Origin of the sequence: Dietzia massiliensis, assembly GCF_018390595.1 — a bacterium.
In the GTDB taxonomy this organism is placed as follows: Bacteria; Actinomycetota; Actinomycetes; order Mycobacteriales; family Mycobacteriaceae; genus Dietzia; species Dietzia massiliensis.
This window is the reverse complement of record NZ_JAHBAV010000006.1, coordinates 47,294-64,973: the sequence shown is the minus strand read 5'-3', so window position 1 is coordinate 64,973 and position 17,680 is coordinate 47,294. Positions and strand designations below refer to the sequence as shown.

The 17,680-nt window shown below is 70.8% G+C and carries 12 protein-coding genes; 7 read left to right on the top strand and 5 right to left on the bottom strand.

The window, feature by feature from the left end; genetic code table 11:
* Positions 1–40 precede the first annotated feature (40 nt).
* Positions 41–3,115: an excinuclease ABC subunit UvrA gene (gene uvrA / locus KHA85_RS02975; RefSeq protein WP_213184753.1), complete on the bottom strand. Its 3,075-nt coding sequence runs from the start codon at positions 3,113–3,115 to the stop codon at positions 41–43.
* Between the two features lie 150 nt (positions 3,116–3,265).
* On the opposite strand from uvrA, the gene KHA85_RS02970 reads away from it, so the two are divergent.
* The 4 genes from KHA85_RS02970 (at position 3,266) to KHA85_RS02955 (ending at position 8,087) form a co-directional block, all read left to right on the top strand.
* Positions 3,266–3,967 (top strand): MBL fold metallo-hydrolase, encoded by a 702-nt coding sequence (locus KHA85_RS02970; protein ID WP_061228769.1) that lies wholly within the window; start codon positions 3,266–3,268, stop codon positions 3,965–3,967.
* Positions 3,968–4,076: 109 nt separating this feature from the next.
* On the top strand, positions 4,077–5,123 hold the full coding sequence (locus KHA85_RS02965) for a DoxX family membrane protein (protein ID WP_213184752.1): 1,047 nt from the start codon (positions 4,077–4,079) through the stop codon (positions 5,121–5,123).
* A gap of 166 nt (positions 5,124–5,289) precedes the next feature.
* Positions 5,290–7,656 carry a HelD family protein gene (locus KHA85_RS02960; RefSeq protein ID WP_213184751.1) on the top strand — a complete coding sequence of 789 codons (2,367 nt, stop codon included), beginning with the start codon at positions 5,290–5,292 and terminating at the stop codon, positions 7,654–7,656.
* Entirely contained in the window at positions 7,653–8,087 is a 435-nt protein-coding gene (locus KHA85_RS02955) for a DUF732 domain-containing protein (protein ID WP_236885079.1), read from the top strand. Before KHA85_RS02960 ends, KHA85_RS02955 begins: the two co-directional genes overlap by 4 nt.
* Positions 8,088–8,133: 46 nt before the next feature.
* Here the strand turns inward: KHA85_RS02955 and KHA85_RS02950 are convergent, their stop codons facing one another.
* A complete protein-coding gene (locus KHA85_RS02950; protein ID WP_213184750.1) occupies positions 8,134–8,583 on the bottom strand; it encodes a universal stress protein in 450 nt (149 codons plus the stop codon).
* A gap of 115 nt (positions 8,584–8,698) precedes the next feature.
* Positions 8,699–10,828: an excinuclease ABC subunit UvrB gene (gene uvrB, locus KHA85_RS02945; protein WP_061228806.1), complete on the bottom strand. Its 2,130-nt coding sequence runs from the start codon at positions 10,826–10,828 to the stop codon at positions 8,699–8,701.
* Between the two features lie 198 nt (positions 10,829–11,026).
* On the opposite strand from uvrB, the gene KHA85_RS02940 reads away from it, so the two are divergent.
* Positions 11,027–12,394 carry a glycoside hydrolase family 183 protein gene (locus KHA85_RS02940; RefSeq protein ID WP_213184749.1) on the top strand — a complete coding sequence of 456 codons (1,368 nt, stop codon included), beginning with the start codon at positions 11,027–11,029 and terminating at the stop codon, positions 12,392–12,394.
* A 1-nt stretch (position 12,395) separates the two neighbouring features.
* Positions 12,396–13,958, top strand: coding sequence for a glycoside hydrolase family 183 protein (locus KHA85_RS02935; RefSeq protein WP_213184748.1), 1,563 nt, complete (start codon positions 12,396–12,398; stop codon positions 13,956–13,958).
* Between the two features lie 31 nt (positions 13,959–13,989).
* Here KHA85_RS02935 and coaE read toward each other — a convergent pair whose 3' ends face one another.
* Together coaE and rpsA are read right to left on the bottom strand one after the other, a co-directional pair.
* Positions 13,990–15,078, bottom strand: coding sequence for a dephospho-CoA kinase (coaE, locus tag KHA85_RS02930; protein ID WP_213184747.1), 1,089 nt, complete (start codon positions 15,076–15,078; stop codon positions 13,990–13,992).
* A gap of 188 nt (positions 15,079–15,266) precedes the next feature.
* Positions 15,267–16,739 carry a 30S ribosomal protein S1 gene (gene rpsA / locus KHA85_RS02925; protein ID WP_061228776.1) on the bottom strand — a complete coding sequence of 491 codons (1,473 nt, stop codon included), beginning with the start codon at positions 16,737–16,739 and terminating at the stop codon, positions 15,267–15,269.
* 92 nt (positions 16,740–16,831) lie between these two features.
* On the opposite strand from rpsA, the gene KHA85_RS02920 reads away from it, so the two are divergent.
* A complete protein-coding gene (locus tag KHA85_RS02920; protein WP_308936838.1) occupies positions 16,832–17,638 on the top strand; it encodes a class I SAM-dependent methyltransferase in 807 nt (268 codons plus the stop codon).
* Positions 17,639–17,680: the final 42 nt, after the last annotated feature.

The following is a 17,680-nucleotide window of genomic DNA, read 5'->3' as shown; positions in this document are numbered from 1 at the left end:
GCTCCCGTGGGTCACGCGCCGTGCGCCCGGCGGCGGGCGATCAGCGCAGGGCGCGCGCCTTGCGAGCCGCCTTGGCGGCGGTCTTCTCGGCCGCGGTCGGGGCGGCCTTCTTCGTGCCCGCGCTCTTCGCTCCGGTCTTCTTAGCACCGGTCTTCGTCGACCCGGCCTTGCGCGCCCCGTTCTTCGCCGCCGCGGTCGAGGCGGAGGGCTTCTCTCCCGCGCCCGTTCCGTCGGCGCCCTGCCCCGTCGAGGTCTCCGCCGCGGGCAGCACCTCCGCGAGGAACCGTCCCGTGTGGCTCTCCGGGACGGTGGCGACCTGCTCGGGCGTCCCCTCGGCGACCACGGTCCCGCCGCCGGCACCACCCTCGGGTCCCATGTCGATGACCCAGTCGGCGCTCTTGATGACGTCGAGATTGTGCTCGATGACGATGACGGTGTTGCCCTTGTCCACCAGGCCCTGGATCACCAGCAGGAGTTTGGTGATGTCCTCGAAGTGCAGGCCCGTGGTGGGCTCGTCGAGGATGTACACCGTCCGTCCGCTGGAACGCTTCTGCAGCTCCGCCGCGAGCTTCACGCGCTGGGCCTCGCCGCCCGAGAGGGTGGGCGCGGGCTGGCCGAGTCGGACGTAGCCGAGCCCGACCTCGGTGAGCGTCTTGAGGTAGCGGTGGATCGAGGTGATGGGCTCGAAGAACTCACACGCCTCCTCGATGGGCATGTCGAGCACCTCGGCGATGGTCTTGCCCTTGTAGTGCACCTCGAGAGTCTCGCGGTTGTACCGCGCGCCGTGGCACACCTCGCACGGCACGTAGACGTCCGGCAGGAAGTTCATCTCGATCTTGAGCGTGCCGTCGCCCTGACATGCCTCGCAGCGCCCGCCCTTGACGTTGAACGAGAACCGGCCCTGCTTGTAGCCGCGCACCTTGGCCTCGGTGGTCGCCGCGAACAGGGTGCGGATCTTGTCGAAGACGCCGGTGTAGGTGGCCGGGTTGGAGCGGGGGGTCCGGCCGATCGGCGACTGGTCCACCTGGACGAGCTTGTCGAAGTCCTCGACGCCGTCGATCCGGGAGTGCCGGCCGGGGACCTGACGCGCCCGGTTGAGCTGGTTGGCCAGCGTCGTGGCCAGGATGTCGTTGACGAGGGTGGACTTACCGGACCCGGATACCCCGGTGACAGCGCACAGCACGCCGGCGGGGAACACGACGTCGACGTTCTTGAGATTGTTCTCCCGGGCGCCCCGGACGTGGAGCCGCTTGTCGGGGCTCGGCTCGCGTCGCTTGGCGGGCACTGCGATCTGGCGACGGCCGGCCAGGTAGTCGCCGGTGAGCGACTCCGTGTTGGCCAGCAACCCCTCGTAGTCGCCCGAGTGGACGACCCGCCCGCCGTGCTCCCCGGCCAGCGGGCCGATGTCGACGATCCAGTCCGCGGACCGGATGGTGTCCTCGTCGTGCTCGACCACGAGCAGGGTGTTGCCCAGGTCGCGGAGACGGACGAGGGTGTCGATGAGGCGGCGGTTGTCGCGCTGGTGCAGGCCGATCGACGGTTCGTCGAGCACGTAGAGCACTCCCGCCAGGCCCGACCCGATCTGGGTGGCCAGGCGGATGCGCTGGGCCTCGCCACCGGACAGACTGCCGGCGACGCGGTCCAGGGAGAGGTAGTCCAGGCCCACGTCGAGGAGGAACCCCATCCGGGCCTGGATCTCCTTGAGGACGCGGCCGGCGATCATCGCCTGCCGCGAGTCCAGTTCCAGCCCGTCGAGGAAGGCCGCGCAGTCCTCGACCGACATACGGCTGATGTCCGCGATCGAGCGCTCCTGGCCGCCGGGGCCCGCGAGGGTGACGGCGAGGATCTCCGGCTTGAGGCGGGTCCCGTCGCAGCCCGGGCAGGGCACCTCGCGCATGTAGCCCTGGTAGCGCTCCTTCTGCGATTCGGACTCGGTCTGTTCGAGGCGTCGCTTGAGGAACGACATGACGCCCTCGAACTTGGCGTCATAGGTGCGGGTCCGTCCGAACCTGTTGCGGTACTGGACCCGGACCTTGGTCGGGGCTCCTCCCAGCACGGCCTTGCGCACCTTCGCGGGCAGGTCCTGCCACGGCGTCCGCAGATCAAAGCCCATGTCGCTGGCCAGGCCGGTGAGGAGCTGCTGGAAGTAGTCCGCGCTCTGGCCACCCGACCAGGGCGCGATCGCACCGTCGGCCAGGGACCGCTCGGGATCGGGGACCACGAGGTCGGGGTCCACCTCGAGGTGCGCTCCTAGGCCGTCACACACCGGGCAGGCGCCGTACGGGTTGTTGAACGAGAACGCGCGCGGCTCCATGTCGTCCAACGCGATGGGGTGGCCGTTGGGGCACGCCATGTGCTCCGAGAACCGCCGGTGGCGGGCGGGATCCGACTCGTCGCGGTCCACGTACTCGATCACGATCACGCCGTCGGCCAGGCCGAGGGCGGTCTCGACCGAGTCGGTCAGCCGCTGGCGCGAGGACGGCTTGGTCGCCAACCGGTCGACCACCACCTCGATGTCGTGCTTCTCCTGCTTCTTCAGCGTCGGGGGCTCGGACAGCGAGTGCAGGACACCGTCCACTCGCACACGGCTGTAGCCGTCGGCGGCGAGCTGCGCGAAGAGGTCGACGAACTCACCCTTCCGCGTCCGCACGACGGGCGCGAGCACCTGGAACCGCGCCCCTTCCTCGCCCTCGAGGATCTGGTCGACGATCTGCTGCGGGGTCTGCCGCGAGATCACCTCGCCACACGTCGGGCAGTGCGGCACCCCGGCGCGCGCGTAGAGCAGACGGAGGTAGTCGTGGACCTCGGTGATGGTTCCGACGGTCGACCGGGGGTTGCGGTTGGTCGACTTCTGGTCGATCGACACCGCCGGCGAGAGCCCCTCGATGAAGTCGACATCCGGCTTGTCCATCTGACCGAGGAACATCCGGGCGTAAGAGGACAGCGACTCGACGTACCGACGCTGACCCTCCGCGAAGATCGTGTCGAACGCCAGCGACGACTTGCCGGAGCCGGACAGCCCCGTGAAGACGATCAGCGAGTCGCGGGGCACGTCGATGTCCACGCCCTTGAGGTTGTGCTCCCGTGCGCCGCGGACGACCAGACGGTCCACCATGGGTTCTCCTTCCGAGTGGGGAGCGCCGCCACTGATCCGTGACGGAAGCCGTACGCCGGGGCATGGCCACCGTTCCCGCAGACGAAGGTACCAACGTGGTACGACACGTTTACGGCCACCGGCCGCGTCCGACGTCGGTAGCCTGCAGTTATGTCGAATCCCACCGAGTCCCTACCCGACCGCATCACCCTCACCGAGGGTTATTCCGGCCGCCTCTCCGGGCGCTTGACCGGCGAGCGCTGGACCGTGGGTCCCGCGCGACTGAGCAAGATCTCCGTCGGCGAGATGGACAACAACGTCTACGTCATCGAGTCGACCGACACCGGCGCGGTCCTGCTGGTCGACGCCGCCAACGACGCGCCGCAGCTCGTCGAGCATCTGCGCGACCGCGCCCCCGGCGTCAAGGAGGTGCTGACCACCCACCTGCACGCCGACCACTGGATCGGGCTCGCTGAGACGGTCGAGGCGCTCGGCCTGACCACCATCGCCTCCCCCGGTGACGCCGCGGGCATCGACGTCCCCACGGATCGACACGTCTCCCACGGGGACGAACTCGAGGTGGGCGACCTCCGACTGGAGGTCATCGGACTGCGCGGCCACACGCCCGACGGCATCGCCCTGCTCCTGCGGACGGACGCGGGGACCCATCTGTTCTCGGGCGATTCGTTGTTCCCCGGCGGGCCCGGCAAGACCGGATCTCCCGAGGACTTCACCACCCTGATGGACGACCTGGAGTCCCGGGTCTTCGACGTCCTCGACGACGACGTGGTGGTCCACCCCGGACACGGCGACGACACGACGATCGGCGCCGAGCGTCCGCACCTGGCCGAGTGGCGCGACCGCGGGTGGTGACGGTCGGCCGACCCGCCCGCCGACCGGCGACCCGCCACCGCGACCGGAAGCGCGCGCCGCGAGTTCGCACTAGATTCGGTGACGCACTCCCACCTATCCAGGAGGAACGATGATTCGACGACTCGCACGACCCATGCTCGCCACGGTGTTCGTCATCGACGGCGTTGAGACGCTTCGCAATCCGCAGGCCCACGTCGCCGATGCCGCACCGCTCGTCGACAAGACGGCACCGCTGGTGGAGAAGGGTGAGCAGGCCGTCAACGAGAAGGTCTCCACGTCGGTGCCGCCGGTGCCCAAGGACACCGAGACGCTCGTCAAGGCGCTCGCCGGGGTGAAGATCGGCGCGGGCGCGCTGTACGCGCTGGGCAAGGCCCCCCGCCTGTCGGCACTGGCACTCACCGCCGCCCACGCCCCCTCGGCGATCAGCCGACACGCGTTCTGGATGGAGTCCGACCCGGCCGCGCGCAGCCGCAAGACCACGGGGCTGGCCACGGACGTCGCGCTCCTCGGTGCGCTCCTGCTCGCCTCCGTCGACACCGCCGGTCAGCCCGGCCTGGCGTGGCGCGCCCGCAAGGCCGGCGACACGGTCGCCGCCAAGCTGCCCGGCGCGAAGGCCGAGTCCGCTGCGGCCGGCGCGGCGATCGCCGGCGTCGCCCACAGCGTCGCGGACCAGGCGCGAGGCGCCGCCGATACGATCCGGGACAAGGCACCGGAGGTGGCCGAGACAGTGCGTGAGAAGGCCCCCGAGGTGGCCGACCAGGTTCGTGAGCAGGCGACCGGCGTCGCCGGGGTCGTCCGCGAGAAGGCTCCCGAGGTCGCCGGCCGACTGCGTGGGCGCGCCGCCGCCGCGCGGGATCAGGCCGCTCCGATCGCCGCCCAGGTCCGCGACGCGGCCGTGCCGGTCGCCGCCGAGGTGCGGGGCCGCGCCGACGCCGCCGCCCGTGTCGCGTCCGACCAGGCCGACGACGTCCGCAACGCCGCACTGGCGCGGAAGAAGGCCGCGGAGAAGCAGGCCAAGAAGAAGTCCGCGCGACTGGGCAAGGACGCCAAGAAGAAGACCGCCCGGTTCGAGAAGGACGCCGGCAAGGCGGCCCTGATGGCCAAGAAGAAGACCGACGAGGTCCGGGCGAAGGCGGCCGACGCCATCCATCCCTGACCCGTCGCGGGCCCGACCGCCACTCGGGCCGGCCGGCTCCCCGGACGATCTCGTCACCCGATGACCCCGCCCGCACCCGGGCGGGGTCATCGCCGTCCGAGGGCACGTCGCGGATCCCGGTACCCTGGACGTCCTGCCCGAACAGCCCCAACCGGAAGGAGCGCCTGTGACGGGACACGACGCCGTCGACGAGGAGCAGCGTCACCTCGGTCGTCTCCTCGACCGCCTCGAGGAGTTGCGGGCGGACACCCGCGCGCGGCTCGACGCCGTCCTGCGCACCTCCGGCGGGACGCCGCAGGCCCGGTCGGAGCGGGAGTCGTTCGCCCGGCTCTACTCGTCGGAACTCGCGGCCTTCAGCGCGGCCAACCTGGGCCTGTACTTCGGCCGCCTGGACATGGGTGACGGGGAGGTCCGGCGGATCGGCCGCGTGGGGCTGCGGGACGACGACGAGGACCTCACCACACTGCTGTTGGATTGGCGCGCCGACCACAGCCGCCCCTTCTACCTGGCCACGACCGCCCGGCCGGAGGGCGCGCACCGCCGTCGTCACCTGCGCACGATCGGGCGTCGGGTGATCGGTATCCACGACGAGTATCTGACGGCGCCGGAGGACGGCGAGCTGCCGGAGGACCACGACGACGTGGTGGGGGAATCGGCCCTGTTGGAGGCACTCGACACCGCGCGGTCCGGGCACATGACGGACATCGTGGCGACCATCCAGCGCGAGCAGGACGAGATCATCCGCAATCCCCACGCGGGCGTGCTGGTCGTCCAGGGCGGGCCGGGCACGGGTAAGACCGCGGTGGCCCTGCACCGCGCGGCCTATCTTCTCTACACCCACCGTCAGCGGCTCGACCGCAGCGGCGTCCTCATCGTGGGCCCCAACGCACGCTTCCTCGACTACATCGCCCGGGTGCTGCCGTCGCTCGGCGAGTCGGGGGTCGTGCTGCGCACCCTCGCCGATCTCTATCCGGGCGTGCGGGCGACCGGCCCCGAGACGCTGCGTGGTGAGGAGGTCAAGGGGTCGGGCGAGATGGTCGGCATCCTCAAGGCCGCCGTGCGGGCGCGTCAGCTCGCGCCGCGGTCCGATGTGGTGGTGCGCGTGGAGGGCCACGACCTCACTCTCGCCCCGGCCACGGTGCGGGCGGCGCGGGGGCGGGCGCGGATGACCCGACGCCCCCACAACCAGGCGCGGGAGGCGTTCGCGACGCGGATCGTCGACGCGCTCACCGAGCAGTACGTGGCCGCCCTGACCGATCCGGTGGGGCGTGCGGAGGACGAGGCGTGGTCGCCGGAGGGCGACGGCGTCGGGGATCTCGGGGATCCGGCCCGGCCGCTGTTGGACGCGGACGACCGCGCGGAGCTCCGGCGCGAGGTGGAGGCTTCCCGCGCGGTCGCGGAGATCGTCGACGAGTGGTGGCCCGTCCTGCGGCCGGAGCAGTTGCTGGCCGATCTGCTCTCGAGCCGCGAGCGGATCGCCGAGGCGGCGGGTGACTACGTCGCGGAGGACCAGGAGGCGCTCTTCCGCCGGGACGGCGCCGCGTTCTCGGTGGCGGACGTGCCGCTGCTCGACGAGCTCGCGGAGCTGCTCGGGGAGGACCCGACGGCGGACGGTAGCGAGGCCGACCGCGCCTGGGCGGAGCAGTTGCGCCAGGCGGAGGAGGCGCTGGAGATCCTCACCGGCTCGGCGGTCCAGGACATCGAGGACGATCTCGATCCCGAGGTGCTCATGGCGTACGACGTCGTCGACGCCGAGGCGTTGGCCCGCCGCCACAGCGCCGATTCGGACCTCACGGTCGCGGACCGAGCGGGGGCCGATCGGACGTGGGCGTTCGGGCACGTGATCGTCGACGAGGCCCAGGAGCTGTCCACCATGGCGTGGCGGGTCATCATGCGCCGCTCGCCCAACCGGTGGATGACCCTCGTCGGGGACGTGGCCCAGACGTCGAGCCCGGCCGGGATCGACTCGTGGCACGACGCCCTGTCGCCGTACGTCGACGACCGGTGGGTCCTGACCGAGCTGACGGTGAACTACCGGACGCCCGAGACGATCTCCGCGGTGGCGGAGCTACTGCTGGCGGAGATCGATCCTGACGCGGCCTCGCCGCGCCCGGTGCGACCGGGGCGACGTCCGGTGGCGTGGCTGGAACCGGGACCCGACGAGGTCGCGCGGGTCGTGGCGGAGGAGATCCGCGCGGTGCCGTCGGAGCGCGCGGTGGCCGTCCTGGTCCCGGACGACGACGACGAGGGCACCCCGCCGCGGTACGCCGCCCTGGCCGAGGTCGCGGAAGAGGCCAGGCCCGGGACCTCGGTGCTGCCGTTGGCGCTGGCCAAGGGGCTGGAGTTCGACGTGGTCGTGGTGGTGGATCCGGATCGTGTGCTCGCGCGCTCGCCGCAGGGCCTGCAGGATCTCTACGTCGGCGCCACCCGCGCCACCCAGGAGCTCGTCCTGGTCCAGCCGGGGGGCTTCGGCCCGCTGCTCGCGGGGATCCGGAACCGCCTGGCCGCCGGAGACCGGGAGCTCAGCGCATGAGGCGCGTCCGTGAACGGGTGCTGGCCGCGACGGTGCTCTTCGCGCTGACGGCCGTCGCGGCGGCGTGTGGCGACGCGGCGGACGGATCGGACGACGACGGGACGACCACGGCGGCCTCGCCGGAGACCGTCGCGTCGGATACCTCGGTCGACGCCCGGCCCGGGACGGGTGGGCCCCTGCGCACCGAGGAGGAGCGGGCCTTCCTCGCCGACCTGGCCGGGCTCGGGTTGCCGACCGAGATGACGGCGGAGACGACCCTGGAGGTCGGTCTCGGCATCTGCCGGGGAATCGACGACGGCGCGGACACCGAGACGATCCTTGATCGGATCCGCCCCCTCACCAGCGCGATCGCGTCCCAGAACGACGAGTGGGACACGGCCGGGGTCGGTCGCGCGCTCATCGACGCGAGCCGGGCCCACCTCTGCGACTAGCGGCCGGACCCGGCGACCGCCGGGCCCGGCCGCGTGGCGCGAGCGCCTAGGTGGTGTGGACGATGAGCACGTCGCAGGTGGCCCGGCGGGCCGCGTCGGCGGGCACGGATCCGAGCAGACGCCCGGTCAGCGAGTTCAGCCCTTTGTTACCCACCACGAGGAGGTCCGCGTCCACCTCGTCGGCCAGCTTGATCAACGACTCCACCGGCGCCCCACGGACCGTGCGCGTCTCGAGTTGCGTGGCCCCGGCGGCGAGAGCGCGCTCGCGGGCGCCCCGGACGATGTCCTCGGCGGGATTGTCGCCACGGATCTGGTAGGCGTCGTCACCCAGCTGATCTGCGGCCTGGCTGACCGACCGGGGGTCGGCGGGCACGTACGCGCAGGCGATCACGAGCGTCGCCCCGGCGTCGGCGGCCAGTCGGGCGGCGCGATCGACGGCGCGGTAGGACGACTCGGAGCCGTCGGTTCCCACCACCACCTTGGTGTAGGCGCTCATTTGCTTCCTCTCCTCGGGAACACGTTGCACCCAGCGTAGTCCCAGGCGGGCGCGACCGTGCGCGGTAAGCGCGCTCTGCACTCGGGGCCGGGCGCGCGTGGCCGCACCGTCCGGGTCAGTCGATTCCGGCCTCGCGCATCCCCTTGAGCTCTTTACGCAGCTCGGCGATCTCGTCGCGGAGCCGGCCCGCCAGCTCGAACCTCAGGTCCGTGGCGGCGGACATCATCTGCTCGGTCATCTCCTCGATGAGCTTCTCGAGCTCCTTGCGTGGTCGGGCGGCGTCCCCGACCGCACGGGCGCCGAGCAGTTCCGGACGATCCGCGCCGTCGGCGGAATCACCGCGCTCCTCACCGACCCGGTCGAGGATGTCGGCGATCTTCTTGCGCAGTGGCTGCGGGTCGATGCCGTGTTCGGTGTTGTAGGCGATCTGCTTCTCGCGGCGCCGCTCGGTCTCCTCCATCGCGTACCGCATCGAGTCGGTGATGGTGTCGGCGTACATGTGGACCTCGCCGGAGACGTTTCGCGCGGCACGGCCGATCGTCTGGATGAGCGAGGTGCTCGACCGGAGGAACCCCTCCTTGTCCGCGTCGAGGATCGCCACCAGGGACACCTCGGGCAGGTCGAGGCCCTCGCGCAGGAGGTTGATGCCCACCAGCACGTCGTACTCGCCGCGACGCAGGTCCCGCAGGAGTTCGACGCGCTGCAGTGTGTCGATCTCCGAGTGCAGGTACCGTACCCGCACGCCGAGCTCGAGCAGGTAGTCCGTGAGGTCCTCGGACATCTTCTTGGTCAGCGTGGTCACCAGTACGCGCTCGTCGCGCTCGGCCCGCGCGCGGATCTCCCCGATGAGGTCGTCGATCTGACCCTTGGTGGGCTTGACCACGATCTTGGGGTCGACGAGGCCGGTCGGCCGGATCACCTGCTCGACGAACTCACCGCCCGTGCGGCCCATCTCGTACGGGCCCGGCGTCGCGGAGAGGTACACGGTCTGCCCCACCCGGTCGGAGAACTCCTCCCACGTCAGCGGCCGGTTGTCCAGGGCGGACGGCAGACGGAAGCCGAAGTCGACGAGATTGCGCTTCCGGGAGGCGTCGCCCTCGTACATCGCGCCGATCTGTGGAACGGTCACATGGGACTCGTCAATGACCGTGAGGAAGTCCTCGGGGAAGTAGTCGATGAGGGTCGCCGGCGCACTACCCGCGGGCCGGCCGTCGATGTGACGGGAGTAGTTCTCGATGCCCGAGCAGAACCCCACCTGCTGCATCATCTCGATGTCGTAGGACGTCCGCATGCGCAGCCGCTGGGCCTCGAGCAGCTTTCCCTGGTTCTCCAGCTCGGCGAGCCGGACCTCCAGCTCCTCCTCGATCGACGCGATCGCCTTGGCCATCCGCTCCGGCCCCGCGACGTAGTGGGTGGCCGGGAAGATGCGCACCTCGTCGACCCGGCGGACCACGTCGCCGGTCAGCGGATGGATGTAGTACAGCGCGTCGACCTCGTCACCGAAGAACTCGATGCGGACCGCGAGCTCCTCGTAGGTGGGGATGATGTCGACCGTGTCGCCCTTGGCGCGGAAGGTGCCCCGGGTCATCGACACGTCGTTGCGCTCGTACTGGACGTCCACCAGCAGGCGGAGCAGCTGGTCGCGGTCGACCTCCTGCCCGACCGCCAGGGACACGGACCGGTCGAGGTACGACTGGGGGGTGCCGAGGCCGTAGATGCACGAGACGGAACTGACCACCACCACGTCCCGCCGGGACAGCAGCGAGGACGTCGCGGAGTGGCGTAGCCGCTCGACGTCGTCGTTGATCGACGAGTCCTTCTCGATGAAGGTGTCCGTCTGCGCGATGTACGCCTCCGGTTGGTAGTAGTCGTAGTACGACACGAAGTACTCGACCGCGTTGTTGGGCAGCATCTCGCGCAGTTCGTTCGCCAGCTGCGCCGCGAGCGTCTTGTTGGGCGCCATCACCAGCGTGGGACGCTGCACCTTCTCGATGAGCCACGCCGTGGTCGCGGACTTGCCGGTGCCGGTCGCGCCGAGCAGCACGACGTCGCGCTCCCCCCGGGCGAGCCGTTCGCTCAACTCGGCTATCGCGGTCGGCTGGTCGCCCGACGGCGTGAACTCGCTGACCACCTCGAAGCGGTTGGTGCTGCGTTCGACGTCGCCGATCGGGCGGAATTCCGAGTACGAGAGGACGGTCGGGTCGGCGGGGATCCCGTCGTCGGGGATCTCGGTCGCGAATGCCATGCCACCAGCGTACGAGCACTCGTCCACCCCCGCCCACCGGCGATCTCCCGACCGATGTCCCAGGCGACAACTACCGTACTCTTGACTCTTCCTCACCTCTCGTCGTGTCGTCTGGAGAACACCGTGGCCTGGAGCCCCCCTCGTCGTCGTACCCCTGCTCGCCGTCCCCGCCACCGGGGCGTCCGGTCCCTGGCCGCGGTGACCACCGCATCGCTCGCGGCCGGGGCGCTCTCCCTCCTCGCACCCGTCGCCTCCGCCGCGCCGTGTGACCCGTGGCCCCCCGCCGGCGTCGGCGGCGGGAGCGGGTCCCTCGGCGGCTCCTCCGGCGGCTCGATCGGCGCACCGGGGCGCCCGGCGACACCGTGGCACAACGGCGACTCGGGATACATCCCGGTGCTCGAGGGCCGCACCACCACCGTCGAGCTCCTCACCGGGCCGACCAGCCCCAACGACACGGTCGAGCGGTTCGGCATCTGGGGCACCGACCTCGGGATCATGTGGGAGAACGGCGGCGCGGGCGGCGAGGACCAGGTGCACATGGCCCTCGGCGACACCATGGGCGACTGCTCCGTGCCGGGCGACCAGTGGCGCAGCAACATCCTCTTCCGCTCGCGCGACCGCACGCTGCACGACGGCATGCGCATCAAGAACGCGCCCATGGAGCGGGACGGCATGGCCAAGTCGATCCTCCCCCGGTCGAACATGCCCGGAGAGACCACCGTGATCCCGACCGCCGGCGTCGAGGTGGGCGGCGTCCAGTACCTGCGGTACATGTCCGTGGAGCACTGGGGCGCGCCCGGCGAGTGGACCACCAACTACTCCGCGCTCGCCCGCTCGGCCGACAACGGCGAGAACTGGCAGCCAGTCTCCGGCACCGCCCGCCGCGGCACCGCGCCGATGCCCCTGCCCGCCGAGCTCGGCGAGGAGTTCACCCGCCACACCGACGGCCAGATGAGCGCCTTCCTCAAGCACGAGGGATTCCTCTACGAGTACCTCACGCCGTCGGGCCGCAGCGGTTCCGCGCGCCTCGCCCGGGTGCCCGAGGCCGATATCGAGGACATGGACGCCTACGAGTACTGGACCGGCGCCGGCTGGTCCCGGGAGCACCGGGACGCCCGCCCGGTCCTGGGAGCGCCGACCATCAACACCACCGTGAGCGAGCTGTCCGTCACCTACAGCGAACACCTGGACCGCTTCATCGCGCTGTACAACAACCGCCAGAACAACATCGTCATGGCGCAGGCCGAGAACCCGTGGGGCCCGTGGTCGGGCGAGGACATCCTCGTCTCGTACAGCCAGGTCCCCACCCTCTACGGTGCCTTCGTGCACCCGTGGAGCCCCGCCGTCGAGACCGACGGCGAGGACCTCTACTACACGATGTCCACCTGGGACGCCTACAACGTCTTCCTCATGCACACGGACCTCACCGACATCGCGCCGCGGACCTTCCCGAACTCCAACGCCAGGATGCGCACGACCGACGACAGCTGGACCCGCAACACCCCGGACCCCGCCGAGACCGGTGAGACCGTGCTCGTCGAGCGCCGCGACCTCCCGGGAGTCTGACGTGGCACGCTCCCTCCCCCGCCTGGCCGGGGCCCTCACCGCCGCGTCCGTCACGCTCGCCGCCTCGGTCACCGCCATCGGCACCCTCGGTGTCGGAACCGCCTCCGCGGGCCCGTGCAGCGAGATGTTCGGCAACTTCGGCTCCCTGCTCGAACACCGCACCGGCGCCGGGATGGCCACCGGGTCCCTCGGTTCCCTCGGATCGTCCGGCGATTCCGGATCGATCGGCTCCGCCTCGCGCGCGCTCGGCTCGGCCGACCGCTCGGGCTCGCTCGTCCGCGAGCTGGAGACCGGGTCGCTCGGCAACGGACTGTCCGGCTCCCTCGATCCGCTGGTCGGCTCGGTCTACGGGATGCCGCCGTGGATCACCGGCGAGGAGGGCACGGTGCCCGTCCTGCGCGGCCCCACCCGGTTCGAGCAACTCGTCACCGGGCCCACCAGCCCCTCCGAGTCCATCAGCCGCTTCGGCGTGGGCGGTACCGACCTCGGCATCATGTGGGACAACGGCGATCCCGACGAGCCCCGCGTGCTCATGGCGTTCGGCGACACGATGGGCGACTGCACCGTCCCCGGGACCCAATGGCGGTCGAACGTCCTGTTCCGATCGGCGGACACCGACCTCACCGACGGCCTCACCATCGACTCCGCCGCCATGGGCACCGACGGACTCGCCAAGTCCATCGTGCCCCGCTCGGGGCTGCCCGGTGAGGTGACCATTATCCCCACCGCGGGCATCGCCGTGAACGGCGTCCAGTACCTGCGGTTCATGTCCGTGGCGCACTGGGGCCAACCGGGGTCGTGGACCACCAACTACTCCGGACTGGCCTACTCCGTCGACGACGGCGAGAACTGGACCGTCGTGCCCTCGATGGCCCGGCCGATCACCGACACCGTCCCCACGGGCGCCGGGTCGCCCGGTGTCGACGCCGCGTGGCGCGGAGCGCAGATGAGTTCCTTCCTCACCACCGACGATCACCTCTACGAGTACCTCACGCCCTCCGGACGCCAGGGCGGCGCGATCGTCGCCCGGGTCCCCCTCGACGGCTCCCCGGCCGCCGACGACCTCGACGCCCCCGGCGCCCCGCCGACCGCGGGCGTGCTCGACCCCGGCGCCTACGAATACTGGGACGGCGCGGAGTGGGTGCCCGATATCCGCGAGGCTCGACGCGTCCTGCCCGCCCCGGCCAGCGAGATCTCCACCATGTGGAACGAGCATCTCGGTAAGTACACGGCCATGTACTCCCAGGGGTACAACTCGGTGGTCCTGCGCACCGCCGACCGCCCCGAGGGGCCGTGGAGCACCCCGACCACGCTGGTGGACTATTCGATGCTCCCCGGCGTCTACGGGGCCTTCATGCACCCCTGGGCGCAGGGTGAGGACCTGTACTACCTCGTCACCACCTGGAACGCGTACAACGTCTTCCTCGTACGCACCCGGTTACCGGAGGTGTTCCCGGACCGCTCCCGCTCAGCGCGCGGCGTGGCCCCCGGACCGCTGGAGACCGAAGTCGTCCGCCGCGTGCCGGTCTCCGAGCTCGTGGACGGGATCGTCCCCGGCGAATGACCTCTCCGCCTCGCGGCCTCGCGCCGGCGGCCTAGCGACCGCGGCGCGAGGCCTCGCACAACGTGCGCTCGAAGCGACGCGTCTCCTCGCGGTTCGCCCGGCGCAGGATCTCCGAGTACTCGGCGCGGGCACCGGGATCGGCACCGATCACTTCTGCCATCAACAGCGCGAACTCGTGCTCAGGGTCGTCCTCGGCGACCACGGACACCTCCAGTGGGCGCGCGGGGTCGCACCAGTGCAACAACGGCCGCTCGCTGGAACGGTCGCGGACGTAACCCGCGCCGGTGAGCTTGGCGAGCGCCGACTCGACCGCCGGCGCATCGCGCACCGTGACCTGCAGATCGATGACATCTGGCGCGTCGAGTCCGTCGACCGCCGTCGGCCCGACGTGGTCGATGCGCGTGGCGAGCTCGCCCACCACGTGGCGGAGCCGCGCGCACGCCCGCTCGGCCTCGCCGGCCCACTCGGGACGGAACGGGACGACGGTACGGTCCCCGACGACCGGCGTACCGGTCCGTAGATTGTGCTCGAACGGGCTGAGCCTGAGCTCGATGAGAGCGTTGGTCAGATCGATGGTGGTCTGCCGGTCGCCGGAGTTGTCGATCAGGACGTCGGCCACGGCCCGCCTGGCCTCGTCGGTCGCCTGCCTGGCCATCCGGGCTCGGGCGTCCTCCTCCGGCATCCCGCGCTGCTCCACGAGCCGCTGGAGCCGGATCTCGGCCGGGGTGTCGACCACGATCACGAGGTGGTATCCGGGGGCCATCCCGCCCTCGACGAGCAGCGGCATGTCGTGCACCACGATCGCGTCCGCGGGGGCCGAGTTGTAGAGCGCGGCGGTCCGCTCCGCGATGAGCGGGTGGGTGATGGCGTTGAGTGCGGCCGTGCGCTCGTCGTCGACGAACGCCTTGGCGGCGAGGGCGGCGCGGTCGAGCGCACCGTCGGGTCCGAGGATGTCCTCGCCGAACTCGGCGACGAGCATCGCCAGCCCGGGACTGCCGGGTTCGACGACCTCGCGCGCGATGCGGTCGGCGTCCACGACCACCGCTCCCGCGTCCGCGAGTACCGCCGTCACCGTTGACTTGCCGGCGCCGATCCCACCGGTCAGACCCACCATCAGCATGGTCTGGAGTCTAGGTGACCGTCCGGCCGCCCGTCCGGGCGGGCGAATCCGGGCGGGCGGCTCCGGGGTGCGCGGCTCCGGGCGCGCGAAATAGACCGCGGCCCCGGAGGGTACCCACCGTAGTGGGCGACCCTCCGGGGCCGTGGCCGATGCTCTCGGGCGCCCGGGGCGCCGTCAGGCTGCGACGATCACTCTCCGCCGGCGAGCTTGGCGCGCAGGGCGGCCAGCTGCTCGTCCGAGGCCAGCGAACCGCCGGTGGTCTCGGAGGTGCCGGCGTCGGCAGCCGGACGCGAGGACGGGGCGGACTCCGACGAGTAGTTGGTCGGCGCGGCCTCGGCGGCCTCCGCAGCGGCGACGCGACCCTTCTCGATCTGGGCCGTGTGCATCTTGTGGCGACGCTCGGCCTCCGCGTAGCGGTTCTCCCACTCCTCGCGCTGCTTCTCGAAGCCCTCGAGCCACTCGTTGGTCTCGGGATCGAAGCCCTCGGGGAAGATGTAGTTGCCGGCCTCGTCGTAGCTGTCGGCCATGCCGTACTTCGACGGGTCGAACTCCTCCGTGTAGTCCTCGTCGGCCTGCTTGAGCGACAAGGAGATACGACGACGGTCGAGGTCGATGTCGATGACCTTGACCATGGCGTCGTCGCCCACGGAGACAACCTGGTCGGGGACCTCGACGTGGCGCTCGGCCAGCTCGGAGATGTGGACCAGGCCCTCGATGCCCTCCTCGACGCGCACGAACGCACCGAACGGGACGAGCTTGGTGACCTTGCCCGGGACGATCTGGCCGATCGCGTGGGTCCGGGCGAAGTGCCGCCACGGATCCTCCTGGGTGGCCTTCAGCGACAGGGAGACGCGCTCGCGGTCCAGGTCGACGTCGAGCACCTCGACGGTGACCTCCTGGCCCACCTCGACGACCTCGGACGGGTGATCGATGTGCTTCCAGGACAGCTCGGAGACGTGGACCAGACCGTCGACGCCGCCGAGGTCGACGAACGCACCGAAGTTGACGATCGAGGACACGACACCCTTGCGGACCTGGCCCTTCTGCAGCTGGTGCAGGAACTCGGAACGCACGGCGGACTGGGTCTGCTCCAGCCACGCGCGACGCGAGAGCACGACGTTGTTGCGGTTCTTGTCCAGCTCGATGATCTTGGCCTCGAGCTCCTGGCCCACGTAGGGCAGCAGGTCGCGGACGCGACGCATCTCCACCAGCGAGGCGGGGAGGAAGCCACGAAGGCCGATGTCGAGGATCAGGCCGCCCTTGACGACCTCGATGACGGTGCCCTTGACGGCCTCGTCCTTCTCCTTGAGCTCCTCGATGGTGCCCCAGGCGCGCTCGTACTGGGCGCGCTTCTTGGACAGGATCAGACGGCCGTCCTTGTCCTCCTTGGTGAGAACCAGGGCCTCGACCTCGTCGCCCACCTCGACGACCTCACCCGGGTCGACATCGTGCTTGATCGAGAGTTCGCGCGAGGGGATGACGCCCTCGGTCTTGTAGCCGATGTCGAGCAGGACCTCGTCGCGATCGACCTTGACGATCGTGCCCTCGACGATGTCACCATCGTTGAAGTACTTGATCGTGGCGTCGATGGCGGCGAGGAAGTCCTCAGCGGAGCCGATGTCGTTGACGGCTACCTGCGGGGACGTGGTGTTGGTGGTCATAGGGTGGGGTGCTCCGAGGTGGATAGGAATCGTAGGTGGACGGACTGAACGCGAACGCGTACGCACGCGACCGTCAACTGTACGCTTCTGCCGTGACGTCCACAAACCCCCCCGGACATGGAGAGTCGGTCCGAGCCTCGCGCTCGTGGTGGGACTCGGAGGCCTCGGACTACCACGAGGAACACGGCGACTTCCTCGGCGCGCACTCCCCCGACGGCGAGTTCATCTGGTGCCCCGAGGGCCTGCACGAGGGCGACTGGCACCTGCTCGGCGACGTGGCGGGCCGCGACATGCTGGAGATCGGCAGCGGTTCCGCGCCGTGCGCGCGGTGGATCGCCGGGCAGGGTGCCCGCGCCGTGGCCGTGGACCTGTCGGCGGGCATGCTCCGGGTGGGCGCGGAGGCGGCGAGCCGCTCGTCCGGACCGGCGGCCTCCGTGCCGCTGATCCAGGCCGACGCCGGGCGGCTCCCCTTCGCCGACGCGAGCTTCGACGTGGCGTTCTCCGCGTTCGGCGCGATCCCCTTCGTGGCGGACTCGGCGGGCGTGATGGCGGAGGCGGCGCGGGTGCTGCGCCCGGGTGGCCGGTTCGTGTTCTCGGTCAACCACCCGATGCGGTGGATCTTCCGCGACGACCCGGGCCCTGACGGGCTGCAGGCGGTGTTCCCGTACTTCGACCGCTCGCCGTACACCGAGTACGACGACGACGGCGAGCTGTCCTACGTCGAACACCACAGGACGGTGGGTGACAGGATCCGCGAACTGGTCGCCGCCGGGTTCGTGGTTCAGGACCTCATCGAGCCGGAGTGGCCGGAGTGGCTCGACCGGGAATGGGGGCAGTGGAGCCCGCTGCGGGGCGGGATCTTCCCCGGCACCGCGATCTTCGTGGCCTCCCTGCCGTGACACCCGCCGGCCGGGGTCATCCCGGCCGGCGCTCGGCGCGTG